Below are 17,998 nucleotides of genomic sequence, written 5' to 3'. Positions count from 1 at the left end.
CGGCTGGCGTTTTCGCGCCAGCCAGCGCGGCGATGGAACATTTCGACGTCGTCATCGTGGGATCGGGGCACGGCGGTGCACAGGCCGCCATTGCCCTGCGCCAGAACGGGCATGAGGATTCGATCCTTATGGTCAGCCGCGATCGCAACCTACCCTACGAGCGGCCACCGCTGTCGAAGGAATATCTCGCCGGCGAGAAGCCCTTCGAACGCATCCAGATCCGCCCCGAACAGTTCTGGGTCGACAAGAATGTCGAGCTGCGGCTGGGCCGCAATGTCAACGAGATCGACCCGGTGGCGCATACGCTGCTTCTGTCGGACGATACCCGGATCGGCTATCGCAAGCTGATCTGGGCCGGGGGCGGCGATGCGCGGCGCATGTCGTGCCCGGGCAGCGATCTTGCCGGGATCCACTACATCCGCACCCGGCGCGACGTCGACACGCTCAAGGAAGAGCTCGCCGCCGGTGCGAAGCGCGCGGTAATCGTCGGGGCCGGCTATATCGGGCTCGAGGCGGCCGCGGTGCTGCGCAAGCTCGGTTGCGCGGTGACGGTGGTCGAAATGCTCGACCGCGTGCTGGCGCGCGTCGCCGGGCCCGAGCTGGCCGATTTCTACGCCGCCCACCACCGCGAACAGGGCGTCGACTTGCGCCTGTCGACAGCGGTCGAGACGATCGAGGGTGCGGACGGCCGCGTCACCGGCGTGACCACCGACAGCGGCGAGAAGATCGATTGCGACGTCGTCATCGCGGGGATCGGCATCGTGCCCTCGGTGGGGCCGCTGATCGCCGCCGGGGCGGCCGGATCGAACGGCGTCGACGTCGATTCCTTTTGCCGCACCACGCTCGACGACGTCTATGCCGTGGGAGACTGCGCGAGTCATGCCAATCCCTTCGCGGCCAATGCGGTGATCCGCCTCGAATCGGTCCAGAACGCCAACGACATGGCGACCGTCGCGGCCAAGGCGATCATGGGCGACAAGCAGGATTACGATGCGGTGCCGTGGTTCTGGTCGAACCAGTACGATCTCCGGCTGCAGACCGTCGGCCTCTCGCTCGGCTACGACGCAACCGTCCTGCGCGGCGATCCCGCGGAGAAGAAGTTCAGCGTAATCTACCTCAAGGAAGGCCGCGTCATCGCGCTCGACTGCGTCAACAACACCAAGGATTACGTGCAGGGGCGCAAGCTGGTGATGGACCGGGCGGAGATCGATCCCGCCCTGCTCGCCGACAGTTCGGTGCTGCTGAAGGAAATGCGCTGACCGGTCGTGACTAGCGCCTGGACTGCGCCAGACGCCCCGCGGCCCAGCGCGCAGCCTCCGCCACAACCGGGTCGGGATCGCTGCACAAGCCGCGTACAATAGGTTCAATCGAGGTCACCCCGCTGTTGCCCGCGGCATAGAGGCAATTGCGCACAAAACGGTCGCGCCCGATCCGCTTGATCGGCGAGCCGGAAAAGAACTGGCGGAAGCCCGCATCGTCGAACTGGAGGAAACTCGCGAGCTGGGGCGCGGTCAGCTCGGCGCGCGGGGCAAGCTTGATGTGGCGATGTGCGGCAGCGGCGAACTTGTTCCACGGGCACACCGCCAGGCAATCGTCGCAGCCGTAGATGCGGTTGCCGAGCGCTGCGCGAAATTCCTCGGGGATGGGACCCTTGTGCTCGATCGTGAGATAGGAAATGCAACGCCGCGCATCGAGCTGGTAGGGTTGCGGGAAAGCATCGGTGGGGCAGGCGTCCTGGCAGGCGCGGCAATTGCCGCAGCGGTCGGGATGCGGATCGTCGGGAGCGAAATCGAGCGTCGAATAGATCGCGCCGAGAAACAGCCACGAGCCGTGCTCGCGGCTGACGAGGTTGGTGTGCTTGCCCTGCCAGCCGATGCCCGCCGCCTGGCCGAGCGGCTTTTCCATCACCGGGGCGGTATCGACGAAGACCTTGAGCTCGCTGTCGGGTTCGCGCTCGATCAGCCAGCGCGCCAGCGCCTTGAGCGCCTTCTTGACCACGTCGTGATAGTCGCGCCCCTGCGCATAGACCGAGATGCGCGCCGTGTCCGGATCGTCCGCCAGAGCCAGCGGATCGCCATCGGGGGCATAGCTCATGCCGAGCGCGATCACGCTCCTCGCTTCGGGCCAGAGCCCCTGCGGCGAAGCGCGCTGGGCCTTGCGCGCCTCCATCCACTCCATCGCCCCGTGGCGGCCCTGCCCGAGAAAGTGCTCGAGCCGCGCGGCGCGCTCGGGGTCGGGTGCGGCGGAGGCGAAACCGCAGGCGACGAAACCGAGCTTCGCCGCCTCTCCGCGCAAGGCCTCCTGCAACCCTGTGTTAACCACGCTTGCTTGTGCTCCCGTTCACTGCCAGCCATTAGGCATGCAGCCATGCTTACCGAGACCGGCACCATGACGCGAGCCCGGGCCGACGGCCTTGGCCCGCTCGCTATCGAGGCCCACGGCCTGGTCAAGCGCTTCGACGGGACGCTGGCGGTCGACGGGGTGGATATTTCGGTCCCTGAGGGAGCGATCTACGGCATCCTCGGTCCCAATGGCGCGGGCAAGACCACCACCTTGCGCATGCTGCTGGGGATCATCGACCCCGATGAGGGCGTACGTCGCGTCTTCGGCAACGACCGCCCGCACGAGGTCGCCAAGCTGATCGGCTACCTGCCCGAGGAGCGCGGCCTCTACCCGGCGATGAAGTGCGACGAGGCGATCGCCTTCATGGGCGCGCTACGCGGATTGCCTCTCGCCGAGGGCAAGGCGCGAGGGCGCGAAATGCTCGAGAACTACGGGCTCGGCCATGCGGTTGATCGCCAGATTCGGCAACTGTCGAAAGGCATGGCGCAGACCGTCCAGCTGCTCGGCACGCTGGTCCACCGTCCCCGGCTGGTGGTGTTCGACGAACCCTTCAGCGGGCTCGATGCGATCAACCAGGGCAAGCTCGAGAGCATGATCCGCAATCTCGCGAGCAGCGGCACCACGGTGATCTTCTCGACCCATGTCATCCACCATGCCGAACGCCTGTGCGACGAAGTCGCGATCATCGCCGGGGGCAAGGTGCCCTATGCCGGCTCGGTCGATGCGGCGCGCGACCGGATTCCGGCGCAGGTGCGGCTCGAAACCCGCCGCAGCGACGGCGCGTGGCGCGATGCGCTGCCCGCCGATGCGCGGCACGATGCCAAGGCCGAGGGCAGCCATTTCTGGTACTTCCCGGTGCCCGACAGCGGGATCGAGGCGCTGCTCAAGCGGCTGATCGAGGGCGAGGCGGGGATCCTCTCGCTGTCGATCGAGCGCGCGGGCCTGCACGACGCCTTCGTCGAGATCGCCGGCGCGGCCGCCGCGCGCGCGCTGGCCGAGGACAATGCGCAGGGAGAAGCGCGATGAGCGACACCACCCGCCTCTCGCTGGTCGAGGCGGCGCGCGTCGTCGCCCGCCGCGATTTCCGCGCGATCCTGTTCAGCCGCGCCTTCCTGTTCTTCCTCCTGGGACCGCTGTTCCCGATCATCGTCGGCGCGCTCGCCGGGGGGATCGGCGGGCAGGTCCAGCGCGATGCCACCACGAGGCTCGTCGCGGTGGCGATGGCCGATGCCGATGCGCAGGCGATGATCGCGGCGCGCGAGCGGCTCGCCCCTCGCGTCGGTGCGGCACTGCCCGAACTCGCCGTCACCGAGAGCGCCGATGCGCCCACCGACATATTGCGCGAACCGGGGCGGAATTATTCGGCCGTGGTCTCGGGATCGCTCGACGCCCCCGAGCTGACCGCGCCGCAGGAGGCGATCGATGGCTGGAGCGGTCCGATCGCGATGATCGCCGCCGAAGCGCGCGCCGATAGCCCGTCCGCCTATCCCGATGTCGCCGCCCACCCCGTCGCGACCAGCGTCGCGGCGCAGCGGACCGATCGCATCCGCACCGCGCAGGCGGGCCAACTGATCCTGTTCCTGCTGATGATGCTGCTCGCCGGCATGGTGCTGTCCAATCTCGTCGAGGAGAAGGCCAACAAGGTCATCGAAGTGCTCGCCGCGGCGATCCCGATGGATGCCGTCTTCCTCGGCAAGCTCGTCGCCATGCTCGGCGTCAGCTTCGTCGGCATCGCCGTCTGGGCTCTGGCCGGCGGGGCGATCGGCCTGCTCGCCGGGAGCGCGCTGCCGCACTTGCCCGAGCCTGCGCTGGGCTGGCCGCTCTTCGTCGCGCTGGGCATCGCCTATTTCGCCATGGGCTACCTTCTACTCGGCTCGCTCTTCCTGACCATCGGCGGCATGGCGGCGACCGTGCGCGAAGTGCAGACGCTATCGATGCCGGTGACCATGGCGCAATTGCTCGTGTTCTTCCTCGCCGCCTCCTCGATCACCCGCCCTGGCTCGCCGATGGAGCTGTTCGCGGCCGCATTTCCGCTATCCTCGCCCTTCGCCATGCTGGCGCGCGCGGCGCAGTCCGACGCGCTGTGGCCGCATGCGCTGGCGCTGGCCTGGCAGGCGCTCTGCGTGTTCCTGTTCGTGCGTGTGGGAGCCGCGATCTTCCGCCGCAGGGTGATGAAGTCGGGCAAGGGCGGCCGCGCGATCAAGGGCCATGTCGGCGCAGCCGCGCCCGCGCTGGGAAACAGCGACGCGTAGGACGCTCGATCGCCCGGTCATTTGAGTAGCGATTTGCAACGCACTATTGACAGAAATGTCAGTTAGGGCAGAGTGGCCGCGAAATGGAGGGAGAGCGGCCTAACGAGTCGCTCCCGCGAGGAGAGAGACATGGCAACCGCTGCAATCGAACGCCCCCAATGCCGCACTTCGCCGACCGCCTACGAGGCGCTAAAGGAGCATTTTGCGGAGCATCCCGAGGACAAGCTCGATCATCCGCACAAGTGGGACGTCAGCCGCAGCGACATCTATGCCGAGAACACCTGGCATCCGATCTTCCGCGAAATGCGCGAGGCCGGGCCGCTGCACTACATCGATGAAAGCCCCTTCGGCCCCTATTGGGCGGTGGTCGGCCACAAGGCGATCCAGCATATCGAGGCGCTGCCCGACACCTTCTCTTCCAGCTGGGAGCATGGCGGGATCACCATCCTCAACCGCCTGACCGAAGAGGAAATGGCCGAGCGCGGGATCGAGGAACGCCGCGAGCTGCCGATGTTCATCGCAATGGACCGCCCGCAGCACACCGGCCAGCGGCGCACCGTGGCGCCCAAGTTCACCCCCAGCGGCATGGCCGAAATGGAAGGCGAGATCCGCCAGCGCACCGGCGAACTGCTCGACAGCCTCCCGCGCGGCGAGGTGTTCGACTGGGTCGACAAGGTCTCGATCGAACTCACCACGGGGATGCTCGCGATCCTGTTCGGCTTCCCTTGGGAAGACCGCCGCCTGCTGACCTACTGGTCCGACTGGTCGGGCGACACCGAGCTGGCCACCGTGCGCGACCTCGACGACGTCCGCTGGGGCATCCTTCAGGAGATGGCGGCCTATTTCCAGTCGCTGTGGATCGAGCGCACGCACGACAAGGAGCCGGGCGATGATCTCATCAGCATGATGATCCACTCCGAGGCGATGAACCAGATGAGCCCGCAGGAATTCATGGGCAATCTGATCCTGCTGATCGTCGGCGGCAACGACACCACGCGCAATTCGATGAGCGGCTTCGTCTACCAGCTCGACAAGAACCCCGACCAGCGCAAGCTGTTCGAACAGAACCCCGACATCATCCCCAATGCGGTGCAGGAAATGCTGCGCATGCAGACGCCGCTGGCGCATATGCGCCGCACCTGTACCGAGGATACCGAAGTCTTCGGCCAGACGATCAAGAAGGGCGACAAGGTCGTCCTCTGGTACATTTCCGCAAATCGCGACGAGGAAGTGTTCGAGAACCCCGACAAGCTCGACCTGACGCGGGAGAATGCGCGGCGCCACATCGCCTTTGGCTACGGCATCCACCGCTGCGTCGGCGCGCGGCTGGCCGAGCTGCAGCTGCGCGTCCTGCTCGAGGAGATGCACAAGCGCCGCATGCGGGTGCATCTGGCAGGCGATATCGAGCGAGTGAAGGCCAATTTCGTGCACGGCTTCCGCAAGCTAGAGGTCGAGGTCACCCAATTCTGATCGCGGCCACCGCGTAACCTTTGGCCCCGCTCGTGCGTAGAGGAAGTGTGGGCGCGCGCGGCCCACGCCGGAAAGGTACGAGCATGACCGACCAGACCCTGAACCGCCGCCGGCTGCTCGGCTGGCTCGGCGCATCGGCCAGCTTCGCGGCGCTGACCGCTTGCGGCTCGGACCGCGCCGAGGCGAAGGACTTCCCCAAGGCCCGCAGCGATGCCGAATGGCGCAAGGTGCTGACCAAGCAGGAATACTGGATCCTGCGCGAGGAAGGGACCGAGCGCCCCTATTCCTCGCCACTCAATAGCGAAAAGCGGGCCGGCACCTTCGTTTGCGCGGGCTGCGGCAACGCGGTCTACAGCTCGAAGACCAAATATGATTCGAAAACCGGCTGGCCGAGCTTCTGGGCGCCGATAGACAGGGGCGCGGTCGGCACCAGCACCGACTACAAGATCGGCTACCCGCGAACCGAAGTGCACTGCGCCGACTGCGGCGGGCACCTCGGCCATATCTTCAACGACGGCCCCGAGCCGACCGGAAAGCGCCATTGCATCAACGGCGCGGCGCTCGATTTCAATCCGGCCTGATTCTCCAGAACAGCAGAGGCCCGCCGGTATCGACCGGCTCGAGCCAGTCGAAACGCTCGCCGCGCTGGAGTCGGGCGGCGAGTCCTCCGGGCATGCGCTTGGCCGCGAGGCGAATCTCCGCCAGCCCCGGACACAGCGCCAGATAGCGCGTCCCGCGGGCGATCAGCATGGCATGCGCTCGCTCTGGATCTGCGGCAAAGAGGTCGAGCATGAAGCGCATCCCCGTCGATCCGCGATGATGTCCGCTCGCCACCAGCGAATGCGGCGTGTCGACGAGCAGAGCGGGTGCGATGTCGAGCGGAGCGGCGATCTCGCCACGAGGCAGCGATGCGATGGCGGGCGCGGCTGTCGAGACCTGGCACGCCGAGGCCCGGGTTTGCACCTGCCCGACAGGCGAGAGCGGTGCTTCGGGGTGACGGGCATCTCCCCAGGCCAGCAGCGGGAGCGTCGGTACGAAGGCAAGCAGGATCGCGGTCACCGCGAGCGAACGCCTCGGCACCGAGGATGGGCCGCGTAGGGCCGCGAGCCATTCGCGCAGCTGCCAGCCAAGCGGAACGGCGGCGAGCGCGGCCGCGATGGCCCCTGCACGCGCGACCAGGCAGGTTATCGCCAGCGCCGCGAGCAGCAGCAGCAGATAGTCGAACCAGAAACGCCGCAGCCAGTCGTGCGAGCGTAGCTGAAGCCGCCAGGCGGCGCCGAGCCCGAACAGCGGCAGGACGAGCAGTTGGAGCACGAACGCGGGTTGCTGCCGCCAGACGGGCATGCCCTCCAGCAACCCCGATAGCCACAGCTGGCGCACCAGCGGATCAGCCGCCGCGAAACTCCCGGCGGTGCATTGCGGCGCGCCAATCAGGAGAATGCCCGCCCCTCCCGCCGCGGTCATTGCGAAACCGCCGAGGAGCCAGGACAGTGGCAGGCGCTGCGCGGCGAGCAGCGTCACGCCGAGCGCGCTCCAGCACAGCACGGTAAGCAAGGGCGGCGAGAGCGTGTCGCAATGCGGCGCGAGATCGCCGATCCCGCGCGTCGCGGCGAACAGCGCGAGCGAAGCGAAGGCAAGCACTTGCAGCGTACGCACGAGCAGCGGGCCTTCCTTCGGGTCGCGCAGCCAGCGTAGCGCGGCGATGCCGCAGAAAGCGAGCGCCAGCGGCAGGCCCTCGAGCGAGATCGTCAGCCAGACGGCCAGTGCGAGGCCGAGCATCACGCCGCCGCGCGCAGCGGAGCGCGTGGCCAGCGCATTGGCGGCCGCGAGGGCGCAAACCACCTGCCAGCCGTGGTGGTCGATCCGCAGGGGGGCGAACTGGAACAGCAGCGGGGCGGACAGCGCCATGACCAGCGCCGCCAGCGTCGCCGCCTCGAGATCGACCATCCGCCAGACGAGACGCGCGGCGAGCAGCATGGCGCAATAGAGCGTGAGCAGCGGAACCGCGACCAGCGCGGCGAATTCGGCGCTAGCTGCTCCGACCAGTGGGGTGAGCGTGCCGACCACCAGCAGCAAGGGAATGTCGACCAGGCGCGACCAGTGCATCGGCACCCCGCCATGCGGCGCATCGAGCCGGTGCTGCGTGAGGTCGAACCAGCCCTGCCCGCCAATCAGGTCGCGCAGCTCGACCAGCCGCAGGGCATCGTCGGGATCGGGGAAACGCCGGGCCGCGATGCCCGCCCAATGCGTGATCAAAAGGAGCGCGGCGACAAGCGCCCAGGCGAGCGTCGTCCGCAGGACGAGTGGCGCGCTCCACCCGCTTCGCCGGCGTTCGACGATCATGCCAGGCTTCCGCTCGTGTGTGAAAGACGACCCGGCTGCTCGTCGGCATCGACAACAGCCGCGGCGAGTTGGCCCTCCGGCGTGCAACCCATCATGTTCTCCCCCGTTGAACACGGTGCGGGCATGACGGATAGAGGTTAGGATATCGTTAGAACCGTCTCCCGACGGCGGGCACCTACCTCAACCCTGGAGCAGCAGTGGGCACTGCACCTTGGCCGCAGCCATGGCGAAATCGCGCAGCGAGAAGGTGTCCTCGAAGACCAGGCCATAATTGGCATCGCGGCGCCAACGCACGACACAGCGAATATCGGGAAGATGTTCGCCCGAAATCGTTACCCGTTGCCCGATCGCGAAGATATGGTCGCATTCGATCCGCGCGCCCTGCTGCGAGATGTTGAGCGTGACCGCTTTGGCCTTGCCCGAAAGCGAGGAAACCAGCAGCGGCAGCATGAGGTTGAGGCGCAGGCCGCGCTTGGGGAAATCCCAGTTTTCGCGGATCAGCCGATCGACCTCGATCGGCCGGTCGAAACGATAGCTGGCGTCGAAGCCTTCGGAACGCACCAGTTCGAGTTCGTAGCTTTCGCCATTCTGCAATTCGAGCGCGAGCGCGGAATCGGTCGGCAGCTTGTGAAAGGTGCGGAGGGAAACGCCCGTGGCGGAGACGTCGCGGATGACGCAGACGAATTCGCCCTGACCGCACACCAGCTTCGCCGCGCGGATGAGAGAGGTGTAACGCGGCGCGCCACGCTGGTCGGGGCCAGAGCTCGTCGCGTTGTCATCCATGACGAATCCAGTGGTGAATTCCATCGCCTCAAACCATTCCAAACGCCTACAGCCCGGCAGTGGCTGAATACCATCCATCTAGCCTGGGCGCGTTCGACGTATGGTAATGACACCCTAAGTGTTAATACCAATCTAAAGAGAGTATAGTTTTTCGTGTCCGTGTCTTGGCCGAGCCCGTTTCCCGATTGCTTTGAAAACTTCGTCACGCGATCGGATCCGCGTGAGACGGCGACAACCGTCAACGCCGGCGAGATCCGGTAAAAAGCTGCTCTGTCTCGACAATACCGGACAATAGAGAAAACCCCGGTCCAATCGGAAGCGAGGGTCCCATGGTCTTACCATGTCTGCGTCTCGCAGCCCTGTTCGGCCTTGGTGCGGGTGGCGGGACTCGAACCCGCACGAGCAAAGCTCAGGGGATTTTAAGTCGCCCCGCGTTTGATTACCGGCTTTTACCGAGCAATCCTCATAGCGTGAAAAAGCCTCTGAAGACGCGACGGAAATGGGGCAAGCGATGGGCACATTTTTACCGGCTGCTACCTACACTTCTCCCTCATTCCCGCACTTGGTTACCCCAAAATTACCCCGAGCCTACCCTGCTAATGGGGGGTGCGTTCTGCTGGAAATTGCAACCAGTTGCAGTCAGCGCGAAGTGACCGTTTTCGTTATCGCTGACCTCCATCTCGGAGATCATCGCCTCTGCGCTAGGACACGCACGCAGTTCGCTACCCTGCGAGAGATGGAAGAGGTGATCGCCTGCCGCTGGAACGCTGTCGTGCACCCCAAAGATACAGTCTACGTACTAGGCGATGTCGGTCACGTCGGCAGCGTCGAGATTATGCGGGAGCTATCGGGTGAGAAGCACCTCGTGGCGGGGAATTGTGACCGGCTGGGCGGGCTTATCGCGTCTAGTCTGTTCCGCAGCATTACTGTCGCGAAATGGTTGCCGGGTGTGCTGCTTACGCACATTCCGGTGCACGCCAGCCAGCTTCGGGGAGCCATGATCAACGTTCACGGACATCTGCATTCTGGGCGGATCGGCGATTCACGCTACCGTTGCGTGTCGGTAGAGCAAATTGATTATTCCCCGGTTCCTCTGCGAGAGCTTCTGACCCCTTAACGGCGTCGAGGACGTTGTGCAGACATCGGGTAGTGATCCGTTCAGCTACCGCTGCAAGATCAACGCAGAGACAGGCAACATCGAAGGTTTTTCGGTGCGGGGTCCGATTGACACGCAGAAAGTGATCTAGTGCAACGGGTTGCAACCGGCCCTATTCACTGTCCTCATCCGCGCCGGTTTCGATCATGCCTTCGCCACCGAGGGCAACGTATCGCTCACGGGCCAACCACTGCAATCGGTCGGCCTGTGTTGCTAAGGTTCTTCGGAGGCCGGGCGTCCTAAGTTCGCGCTCCGCTATTACTTGGGCAAGGCGAGAGATAATCATTGCCCTTCTAGCGATGCGAGTATCGGGGTGAGAACGCTCTGCCGCGACGGTTCCTGAAACTATCGGCGGCTCGTCTATCATCGGCGGGACATGCGGTAGCTCGCCGGGAATAGGGTTCTTCTCGTTCAAAATCGCGCCAAACTTGCTCTGGGAGATGAGCAAGTTAAAGACGTGCAATTCCAGTCCATCCAGATGCCGCTTGGCGGCTGCCCAAGCGTCTGGCTGGTGCCGCTTTACGATGTCTTGATATTCAGGGAGCGGCCATACTTTGATGCGCCTCACCTCGTATGGGTCCAAAACCGACATAGCGACTGCGTCGGTCCGTTGGTTCGTTAGGTGACGAGACACCCGACCAGAAAGTCGCTCCTTGGTTTGCCCAACGTAGATTGGTTCATCGTCGTAATCGAAGAATGCGTAGACCCCCCATTTTACCGAACCCAATGTAATGGCCTTCGGTCGCCTACCGCCTGCCATCGGCGGATCGGGAAACAGATCAGGCCAGTCCGAAAGCCTTCGATCGAAAAAAGCTCTTAGTCCGCGTCGAAGCTCAACCGTGTCCAGCGGTGCCTCTGTGGTGCCGAGGAGTACTCGCGCGTCTAAGTCTCGGGAGATCGCATCCTGATCGGCATCTGGTTCCGCAGGGAAGAGACCCTCGGCGTCGCTCTGGCTGGGCATCAAACTACTCTGCCGCGACTGCAAGGAAGTCTGTGGACGTTCCATTGAGTGCAAGGATGGGTTCCAGAATATTCGCAGCCAAATGCCTCACTGCGGGGACGGCAATCCCATCACCAGTTACGTGGTAAGCATCGTTATAGGATGTTGGGAGTTTATATGTATCCGGCAAGCCCATCAGACGCGCCGTTTCGCGGGCGGACAGTAAGCGGGACCGAACCCGCTGCCCCACCACTTCAAGGATAAGCTGCCGCGACGAACCACCGGCAGGGGTCCGAAGACACCCTGCAAGCCCGTCGATACGAAGTTCGGCTCTTTGCTCCCCTTGTCGCGTGCGCTTGTAGATCGTCCCGACAATCCGTGCCCCATGCTTCTTCATTTCTTCCACCTTGAGGCGGTTGCGGGAGGACATCATCGACAAGAGCTTTTCAGTTTCAGCTTTGGAGTGCCATCGCACCCCCTCCGGCGAGCCATCAATAATCTGCTCCAGAGGTTCGACCTCCGTGCTGGGCAATGGCATTTTGAGCCAAAGCCAAGATGATTTAGCTTCGCTGTCCATACCATCAACAGCTCGAACCAAAGCCTTTGGATGCCAGACAGGCTCCGGCCCTTCGGCAAGGATACTCGTAGGCATCTCAAGCCCCTTTTTCACCGCCACTATGAACACTCGCGGTCGTGACTGGGGTACAAACCGGGCGGCGTCTATGAGCATCGCTCCAAACCGGTAGCCTGCCTTTGCGAGACAACTGCCAACCGAAGCAAAGTCCTGCCCATTCCGGGAGGTCAATATACCGTAGACATTCTCCAGGACTATCAGGTCCGGCGAACGACCCTGCGCTCCGAGATCGACAATAAGCTTCCAAAACGACCAGAAAGTGCCTGACCGGGTGCGATCATTGTCCTGTTCTTCTCCGATCCCCGCATAGTTCCCAGCTAGGGACAAATCTTGGCAGGGGAACGAGGCCCAAGCGAGATCGGCAACATCCGGCAGGTTTTCTGCGCTAAGGCCGCCAATGTCTCCCACGGCAAGATGATCGTCGCCCCAGTTGGCCTTGTAGGTAGCTGCCTTCATCTCCGAGAAGTCGTTCGCGAACAGGCAAGTCCATTGGCCCCCAAGCCCCGCACGGGCCATCCCGCCACCAGCAAAGAACTCGTAAAACGTGGGCATCAATCTCATCCTGTGCGTTCTCAACTTGTTCTTAATGAGCTATCGAGGGTTGTCAACGCGACGCCCAAGGATACCGTGCCCGAAAATCGCATAGGTGAGCGGCCCGGAGCAGCGCGCCCTACAGCCGACAAAGTATACGCCCGAGAGTAGAGTCATTGGGGTTATAATTGGGCCGAGCGCCACTGAAGCTCTGCGGCATTATTGTCAGGTTCGACATTATGTTAATATGAAAATCGCGGAACCCTTGCCCGCTTCCCCCAGACAGTTGCCATGCGCTAAGGGTCAAATCACCGTCGCGGTCGTATCCCACGAGATGCGGTTCAGCGACCCTTGTTCGCCCCTTGTAGTAGAACGAGATGATTTTTCGATCTCGTATCGCATCGCAAATCTTGGTCATAACACCCCAATACAAGAAGTTAAGAGAACCGCACGTTCATTGACTTGCGCCGTTCCCGCGTTAGTGGTCGAGCATGGCCGCTCCGTCTACTCCCGCTACTCCTATATCCCCTGCGCCTGCCGTGGCCACCCAAGAGCCATCGCAGATAGAACAGGATCATATCGAGCAGGCCTTGAGTGCCTCTGATACGGCTCTCTCTGCCATTGATACGCTGCTCAACATATCAATGTGGACGCTCGGAATACTCGCGATCGCCCTTGCCGTAATCGGCATCATTGGGTGGTCCGTCATCCGAGCCGCTTGCCTCAACGCGGTGAAACAAATTGCGAACGAACGGTTTGATAGTTATATGGGGAGTGAGGAGTTTCGCCAATTCACGCAGGATAGAGTTGACCGGGCGGTCAAGGCGAACTGGCAGAACCACTTGATGAAGCGAATTGAAGAGGCAGTGAGGAAGGATAGTGATCCTTCGCCATTCCCAACCAAACCCACGAAGGAGGAAAAGGCGTGAGTAGCATCCCAGCGAACTATCTGGCGCTCTTTCAGCCTTATATGCAGGAGCCGCCCGTAGATGTCCTCGGTTGCGCAAGAGCGGCTGGCTTGGAGGTCTATTCAGTGGACCTCCCAAATGGCGTCTCTGGCATGATCCAGCGCACCAATGGAAATACGTTTGAATGCTACGTAGACGCGAGCGAGCCTAGTGTCCGTCAGCGGTTTACTGCCGCCCACGAGCTTGGTCATTTCGTCCTTCACCGGGATAGCCTTGGCCAAACGCACGAGGACAACTACCTTTTGCGCTCCGATGGCATGACGAACTGGCAAGAGACGCAAGCCAATCGCTTCGCAGCGGACCTTCTTATGCCCCGCGAGTTGGTTGCGGAGGCAGTAGAAGGTGGCACGACTAACGTCTCGGAGTTGGCGCGCCTATTCAATGTATCTGAATTGGCGATGGGCATCCGATTGGGTCTTAAAACCTGACCATTTCAGCAATGGCAAATCGCATTCTAATCGCGCGTGGCTCTTACTAGCCCGCACCAGTGTGATGATCCTCCTTGGGGCGAGGGCGAATTATCTGCCCTCCCGGTACCGCCCAGAATTATGAGCTTAGACCCACCTCAAATCTTGTAGGTTTTGATGCAGCTTGATCGGACAAGGCCGCCTGCATCGAAAGATACGGTTTGCTAATTCTGATGCAATATCATAATGTTACGGTACCTTTTGAGGCATCGGAGACACTATGAGCCGTATCGCATACTACCGGGTTTCCACCGGGGGACAGAGCGTCGAAGCCCAGCGCGAAGCGTTGACGGGGCCGTTTGATCGCGAGTTCGCCGACGAGGGCGTAAGCGGTGCCAGTTTGGCGGCATCGCGCCCCGCGTTTTCCAAATTGCTGTCTTATGTCCGTGAGGGTGATACGCTGTGCGTATACGCCCTAGATCGCCTTGGCCGCGACGCTCTGGACGTGCAGTCAACTGTGCGTCGCCTGCTTGAAGAGGGCATCACGCTAAACGTGCGAGGTTTGGGGCCGATCGGCAAAGGCGTAGGCGAGCTTATTGTCGCTGTGCTCGCCCAAATCGCAGACATGGAGCGGGAACGTATCCGAGAGCGGTGTGAAGCGGGCCGTGCGGCTGCGCGGAAGTCGATCCGCGAGACTGGCAAGACCCATAGAGGGAAGATGAGCCTGGGCAGGCCGCTCGCCGCAGACCCGGCGGCGGTCCGTAAGTGGCGCACCGAGAACGGTGCGACCATACGTGAGACGATGGCCGAGTTCGCGATTTCAAAGGCAACTGTAGAGCGGTACTGCGCCGCCGCAACCTAGAGATCGTCACTAGGCAGCGAGCCGGTCAAAATGTTCATGGGTCTCTAATGACTCATAGGCACCCGACCAAAAGTCGAGCAGTTGCGATGTCCACTCATGCACGCCCGACCAGAACTTCCATTCGTTCGCTTGCGCGAGAATACGGCCTCGCAAGTTACGCAGTCCTTTGCGGGTGCTACAGCCGAGCATCTGCTCGCGGAGGACTATCGCCCGCGCCTCTGCCACGCTCTCGTGGATAAAGGTGCGTAGCTCGCCGGCGTCCAGCCGCCAGAGGTGGCCAAGGAAGGAGAACTCTCCGGTAACCGGTCGTGGTTTGGAGAATGTAAGCTCGAACGGTCCGACGCCGGAAGCGCCGAAGGCGTTCCGAAGGTGGTCCTCAATGGCAGCCGCCTGCGCTGCGGGCATGAAGACGCCCATGTTGTCCGAGTAGGTGACGACCAAAGCACAGGCGAGGTGATCGGTCAGACCTCTTAGCACTTCGGCCATCGCCATTTCGGCAATCAGCGGTGACAGCGCCGACCCCTGTGGTAGCACGCGCCGGACCCGTTCATCGTTTTCGCCACCTTGAAGGTAGGCCCTAGCCTTCCCGTCCATGAGGATAAGCATCTCTCCGGAGTGCATCTGACGCCGGATTGTTGCTTCCGATAGACGGAAACGCCCTTCTATCCATGAGGGGCTGATAGAGCCGAAGAAGTTTCGGACATCGACCTGCACGAACACATGGTCGGCAGAGAGGGTTGGAACCTCCTGCCGTAGGTACTCGCAAACCGCCGACCGCCCACGCCCCCGAAGCATGAACTGGGAGGGGTGGTAGTTCGCGAATGGATGTAGACTGCGAGCGATCAGGCGTTGGCGCGCCCTGTCGATCCAGTCGAACTTGAATATGACTCGTCGGTCAGCACTGCCGCCGCTGGTAAGGGTGGGGCGTGGCGCGTTTACACAACGATATGCACGGTTTCGATCCTTCCGCTTGACGTACACGGTCGCGCGAGCCTGGACAGTCAGGTCGCCGGCACTCTCCAACAGGGATAGAACTTGCCGCAATCGCTCGACCCTTACCGCGTCCCTTTCATGGCTTGACGCAGCGGTGCGATCCACCAGCGCGGATGGCTTTGTGCGCCAGATTGCCAGATAACGCGCCGCCATGCATCGCCTTAGTCTTTCGCTCGCCCGCCGGGCGATCCGGTCGGCACCACCCTCGATCGCATCATCGAGCTTTTGGAGCAGTCGCTTCTCCTTCGCTCGGAAGGCCTTCATCAAGCCTCGCTCTTCTTGATCCGTGACGGAGACAGGGTCGAGGGCTTGGGATGCGATCAACCGAATGAGCTCATCGGCGCTGCGATCAGCGGAAGTTGCAACGGGTTGCATCACTGTGCCTGCATTGTCTCATCGACGAACGCCTGTAGGTCTGTGAGCCGATAGAAGACCCTTCCGCCTAACCGGAATGACTTCGGACCGCGACCGATGGTGCGCCAATTTGCGAGCGTCTGCTCCGCGACGCCCAGATACTTCGCGGCGTGGGAGCGCGTCAGCCGTCCGTCTGGCGTAACGATCATCTGCCGTTCTCTCACACGTCGTTGCAGCATGTCTGGGAGCATCTCCTCGTCTTGGTGGGAAGCGCCGCCTAAACGTGCTTGACCCGGCTGGCAAGCAAAAATATACACTTCTCACAATTAATTAGGAGATGTGTAGAGTGAAAGCCGATAAACGTGAGAGGGGAGCGCCCCGTCGCGGACCATATGGGGGCAAGACCCGGTCCTTCGCCACGAAGCTTACGGATGAAACGATGGAGCGGATTGAGAAGCGGGCCAGCATCTCAAACATGTCCATCAGTCAGGCAGCTGAGGCCATAATCGTACGGGGTTTGGATGCGGAGGACGACTTCCAGAGACATTTCGCCCCGCCCCTACGTTCGTTTGAAGCGTCCGTAGTCCGCTCGATGCCTTCGCATGGCCAAGATGTGGACCTCGTTGCGTGGTCAGAAGCGATGAAGCCACTTGTGGACCGACTCACGAACGAACTGGAGCAGTCGATAGTGGCTCTTCAAAGGCAGCTCGCGCTGCCGGAGGAACAGAAAGTTACCGGCAAAAAACCGTCTGCGCCTCGACGCCGCATGCTTGATCTCGATTGAGCACCCGATGAAGTTTCAGGTGATCACACCAGCGAACCGCCGAAGTCTAACTCCGGGCCAGGCCCTGACTGAACACGGCATAACGGTTACCAAGCTTGCTGACGGCGATGAACGATGGTCACTTGCGTTCATGTACCTGCGAAAGCGGGTGAAACGTGTACTGGGCCTCAAGAGCGAAAATTGGAATGCCACTCGCGCGCTTGAGCAGCGAGACCGGATCAGGGCCGACATCCGAGAAGGCCTCGAAACTCTTCCCAAGGGACGCAAAACGCCACTCCGGTTCGCAGAACTCGCCAATTGGTATTTGGACGAGCTAGATGTCTCCGGCGGCAAGAACCTTGCTCGCAAGCGCCTGCAACTCGAACGTCGCCTTGTTCCCACGCTTGGGCACCTCGTCGTAGAGGCCATAACCGAGGAGCACGTTGGCCGGTACAAGAATGAGATGCTGCTAAGCGGGCTTTCACCTTCTACCGTGAATCGCGACCTAGCGACGCTAGGCCATACCTGGAGCACGGCTGTCCGCAGGCGCAAGCTTCGCCGCATTCCATGCAAGATTGAAAAACTCCCCGAACCCGAGGGCCGCACTGTCGTGCTCTCGGACGATGAATGCTCCGCTCTCGTGGAGGCCGCGAAACGCGATAGCCATCCGCACCTCTGGCTCTTTGTGGAGTTTGGACTGGGCACCGCAATGCGATCATCAGAGATAGTGTCAGCACGTTTTGACCGCATCGATTGGGAGAACTGTCGCCTCTACCTTCCCAAGGCCAAGGCGGGAGATCGCACCCAGCCGCTTGCACGAACTCTTGTGGAGATTTTGCGGACGGAGCGAGAAAGTCGATCTGACCGAGATGGTTGGATATTCCCCTCAGCCCAAACGGCCACAGGACACGTGAACGAGTTTAACGGCCCCTTTAAACGCGCCGTGAAAGCATCAGGCTTATCCCCGGAATTGATCACCCCGCACGTCATGCGCCATACAGCTGCGACGAAAATGATTGCCGCTGGCTATCCAATACCTGCTGTCCAGAAGGTGACTGGGCACAAAACGCCCAACATGCTCCTCCGATACGTCCACATGGCAGACCGCGAAGTGAATGCTGCCGTGTCAGCATTGGAGCGAACTCGTACGCAAGCTAGGGCAGAGTGAGATGGATTACCCCAAAATTACCCCTGCAACT

Annotated in this window: 18 protein-coding genes; 11 read left to right on the top strand and 7 right to left on the bottom strand. The window is 62.3% G+C overall.

What is annotated here, in order from left to right:
• Window positions 1–32: 32 nt before the first annotated feature.
• A complete protein-coding gene (locus K3181_RS07940) occupies window positions 33–1,259 on the top strand; it encodes an NAD(P)/FAD-dependent oxidoreductase (protein WP_221602455.1) in 1,227 nt (408 codons plus the stop codon).
• A gap of 10 nt (window positions 1,260–1,269) precedes the next feature.
• On the opposite strand, the gene queG is transcribed toward K3181_RS07940, so the two are convergent.
• Window positions 1,270–2,322 carry a tRNA epoxyqueuosine(34) reductase QueG gene (gene queG, locus K3181_RS07935; protein ID WP_345725462.1) on the bottom strand — a complete coding sequence of 351 codons (1,053 nt, stop codon included), beginning with the start codon at window positions 2,320–2,322 and terminating at the stop codon, window positions 1,270–1,272.
• 45 nt (window positions 2,323–2,367) lie between these two features.
• On the opposite strand from queG, the gene K3181_RS07930 reads away from it, so the two are divergent.
• The 4 genes from K3181_RS07930 (at window position 2,368) to msrB (ending at window position 6,646) form a co-directional block, all read left to right on the top strand.
• Window positions 2,368–3,369 (top strand): ABC transporter ATP-binding protein, encoded by a 1,002-nt coding sequence (locus K3181_RS07930; protein WP_247714901.1) that lies wholly within the window; start codon window positions 2,368–2,370, stop codon window positions 3,367–3,369.
• Window positions 3,366–4,595 (top strand): ABC transporter permease, encoded by a 1,230-nt coding sequence (locus K3181_RS07925; protein WP_221602454.1) that lies wholly within the window; start codon window positions 3,366–3,368, stop codon window positions 4,593–4,595. Before K3181_RS07930 ends, K3181_RS07925 begins: the two co-directional genes overlap by 4 nt.
• A gap of 129 nt (window positions 4,596–4,724) precedes the next feature.
• The gene (locus K3181_RS07920) at window positions 4,725–6,065 is read left to right on the top strand and encodes a cytochrome P450 (RefSeq protein WP_221602453.1); all 1,341 of its coding nucleotides are present in this window, start codon (window positions 4,725–4,727) and stop codon (window positions 6,063–6,065) included.
• An 83-nt stretch (window positions 6,066–6,148) separates the two neighbouring features.
• Complete coding sequence (gene msrB, locus K3181_RS07915; RefSeq protein WP_221602452.1) at window positions 6,149–6,646, top strand: peptide-methionine (R)-S-oxide reductase MsrB; 498 nt, start codon at window positions 6,149–6,151, stop codon at window positions 6,644–6,646.
• Here the strand turns inward: msrB and K3181_RS07910 are convergent.
• Both K3181_RS07910 and K3181_RS07905 read right to left on the bottom strand, forming a co-directional pair.
• Window positions 6,633–8,408 carry a hypothetical protein gene (locus tag K3181_RS07910; protein WP_221602451.1) on the bottom strand — a complete coding sequence of 592 codons (1,776 nt, stop codon included), beginning with the start codon at window positions 8,406–8,408 and terminating at the stop codon, window positions 6,633–6,635. The genes msrB and K3181_RS07910 overlap by 14 nt on opposite strands.
• A gap of 180 nt (window positions 8,409–8,588) precedes the next feature.
• Window positions 8,589–9,215: a PilZ domain-containing protein gene (locus tag K3181_RS07905; RefSeq protein ID WP_221602450.1), complete on the bottom strand. Its 627-nt coding sequence runs from the start codon at window positions 9,213–9,215 to the stop codon at window positions 8,589–8,591.
• A gap of 475 nt (window positions 9,216–9,690) precedes the next feature.
• Between K3181_RS07905 and K3181_RS15805 the strand changes: the two genes are divergently transcribed.
• Window positions 9,691–10,308 (top strand): metallophosphoesterase, encoded by a 618-nt coding sequence (locus K3181_RS15805; protein ID WP_345725461.1) that lies wholly within the window; start codon window positions 9,691–9,693, stop codon window positions 10,306–10,308.
• 151 nt (window positions 10,309–10,459) lie between these two features.
• Here K3181_RS15805 and K3181_RS07895 read toward each other — a convergent pair whose 3' ends face one another.
• Together K3181_RS07895 and K3181_RS07890 are read right to left on the bottom strand one after the other, a co-directional pair.
• Window positions 10,460–11,308 (bottom strand): GIY-YIG nuclease family protein, encoded by an 849-nt coding sequence (locus K3181_RS07895; RefSeq protein WP_221602448.1) that lies wholly within the window; start codon window positions 11,306–11,308, stop codon window positions 10,460–10,462.
• A gap of 4 nt (window positions 11,309–11,312) precedes the next feature.
• Window positions 11,313–12,473, bottom strand: a complete 1,161-nt coding sequence (locus K3181_RS07890) for a DNA cytosine methyltransferase (RefSeq protein WP_247714900.1) — start codon at window positions 12,471–12,473, stop codon at window positions 11,313–11,315.
• A gap of 470 nt (window positions 12,474–12,943) precedes the next feature.
• Between K3181_RS07890 and K3181_RS07880 the strand changes: the two genes are divergently transcribed.
• The 3 genes from K3181_RS07880 (at window position 12,944) to K3181_RS07870 (ending at window position 14,689) form a co-directional block, all read left to right on the top strand.
• Window positions 12,944–13,381, top strand: coding sequence for a hypothetical protein (locus tag K3181_RS07880; protein ID WP_221602446.1), 438 nt, complete (start codon window positions 12,944–12,946; stop codon window positions 13,379–13,381).
• Entirely contained in the window at window positions 13,378–13,848 is a 471-nt protein-coding gene (locus tag K3181_RS07875) for an ImmA/IrrE family metallo-endopeptidase (protein ID WP_221602445.1), read from the top strand. Before K3181_RS07880 ends, K3181_RS07875 begins: the two co-directional genes overlap by 4 nt.
• A gap of 259 nt (window positions 13,849–14,107) precedes the next feature.
• Window positions 14,108–14,689 (top strand): recombinase family protein, encoded by a 582-nt coding sequence (locus tag K3181_RS07870; protein ID WP_221602444.1) that lies wholly within the window; start codon window positions 14,108–14,110, stop codon window positions 14,687–14,689.
• A 9-nt stretch (window positions 14,690–14,698) separates the two neighbouring features.
• On the opposite strand, the gene K3181_RS07865 is transcribed toward K3181_RS07870, so the two are convergent.
• On the bottom strand, window positions 14,699–16,057 hold the full coding sequence (locus tag K3181_RS07865; protein ID WP_221602443.1) for a reverse transcriptase domain-containing protein: 1,359 nt from the start codon (window positions 16,055–16,057) through the stop codon (window positions 14,699–14,701).
• Window positions 16,057–16,245 (bottom strand): helix-turn-helix transcriptional regulator, encoded by a 189-nt coding sequence (locus K3181_RS07860; protein WP_221602874.1) that lies wholly within the window; start codon window positions 16,243–16,245, stop codon window positions 16,057–16,059. The genes K3181_RS07865 and K3181_RS07860 overlap by 1 nt, the downstream gene beginning before the upstream one ends.
• A 266-nt stretch (window positions 16,246–16,511) precedes the next feature.
• Between K3181_RS07860 and K3181_RS07855 the strand changes: the two genes are divergently transcribed.
• On the top strand, window positions 16,512–16,820 hold the full coding sequence (locus K3181_RS07855) for a hypothetical protein (protein ID WP_221602442.1): 309 nt from the start codon (window positions 16,512–16,514) through the stop codon (window positions 16,818–16,820).
• A 7-nt stretch (window positions 16,821–16,827) separates the two neighbouring features.
• Window positions 16,828–17,967 carry a tyrosine-type recombinase/integrase gene (locus tag K3181_RS07850; RefSeq protein ID WP_221602441.1) on the top strand — a complete coding sequence of 380 codons (1,140 nt, stop codon included), beginning with the start codon at window positions 16,828–16,830 and terminating at the stop codon, window positions 17,965–17,967.
• The last annotated feature ends 31 nt before the right edge of the window (window positions 17,968–17,998 follow it).

Origin of the sequence: Qipengyuania mesophila (genome assembly GCF_019711655.1) — a bacterium.
GTDB classification, from domain to species: domain Bacteria; phylum Pseudomonadota; class Alphaproteobacteria; order Sphingomonadales; family Sphingomonadaceae; genus Qipengyuania; species Qipengyuania mesophila.
The sequence above is the reverse complement of the archived record's forward strand: the minus strand, read 5'-3'. Positions and strand labels throughout refer to the sequence as shown.

Bases quoted from the DNA above. Each gene is read 5' to 3' on its own strand.
- K3181_RS07940 (WP_221602455.1), top strand. From the start codon at position 33: ATGGAACATTTCGACGTCGTCATCGTGGGATCGGGGCACGGCGGTGCA.
- K3181_RS07930 (WP_247714901.1), top strand. From the start codon at position 2,368: ATGCTTACCGAGACCGGCACCATGACGCGAGCCCGGGCCGACGGCCTT.
- K3181_RS07925 (WP_221602454.1), top strand. From the start codon at position 3,366: ATGAGCGACACCACCCGCCTCTCGCTGGTCGAGGCGGCGCGCGTCGTC.
- K3181_RS07920 (WP_221602453.1), top strand. From the start codon at position 4,725: ATGGCAACCGCTGCAATCGAACGCCCCCAATGCCGCACTTCGCCGACC.
- msrB (WP_221602452.1), top strand. From the start codon at position 6,149: ATGACCGACCAGACCCTGAACCGCCGCCGGCTGCTCGGCTGGCTCGGC.
- K3181_RS07910 (WP_221602451.1), bottom strand. From the start codon at position 8,408: ATGATCGTCGAACGCCGGCGAAGCGGGTGGAGCGCGCCACTCGTCCTG.
- K3181_RS07905 (WP_221602450.1), bottom strand. From the start codon at position 9,215: ATGGAATTCACCACTGGATTCGTCATGGATGACAACGCGACGAGCTCT.
- K3181_RS15805 (WP_345725461.1), top strand. From the start codon at position 9,691: ATGGGGCAAGCGATGGGCACATTTTTACCGGCTGCTACCTACACTTCT.
- K3181_RS07895 (WP_221602448.1), bottom strand. From the start codon at position 11,308: ATGCCCAGCCAGAGCGACGCCGAGGGTCTCTTCCCTGCGGAACCAGAT.
- K3181_RS07890 (WP_247714900.1), bottom strand. From the start codon at position 12,473: ATGCCCACGTTTTACGAGTTCTTTGCTGGTGGCGGGATGGCCCGTGCG.
- K3181_RS07880 (WP_221602446.1), top strand. From the start codon at position 12,944: ATGGCCGCTCCGTCTACTCCCGCTACTCCTATATCCCCTGCGCCTGCC.
- K3181_RS07870 (WP_221602444.1), top strand. From the start codon at position 14,108: ATGAGCCGTATCGCATACTACCGGGTTTCCACCGGGGGACAGAGCGTC.
- K3181_RS07865 (WP_221602443.1), bottom strand. From the start codon at position 16,057: ATGCAACCCGTTGCAACTTCCGCTGATCGCAGCGCCGATGAGCTCATT.
- K3181_RS07860 (WP_221602874.1), bottom strand. From the start codon at position 16,245: ATGATCGTTACGCCAGACGGACGGCTGACGCGCTCCCACGCCGCGAAG.
- K3181_RS07855 (WP_221602442.1), top strand. From the start codon at position 16,512: ATGTCCATCAGTCAGGCAGCTGAGGCCATAATCGTACGGGGTTTGGAT.
- K3181_RS07850 (WP_221602441.1), top strand. From the start codon at position 16,828: ATGAAGTTTCAGGTGATCACACCAGCGAACCGCCGAAGTCTAACTCCG.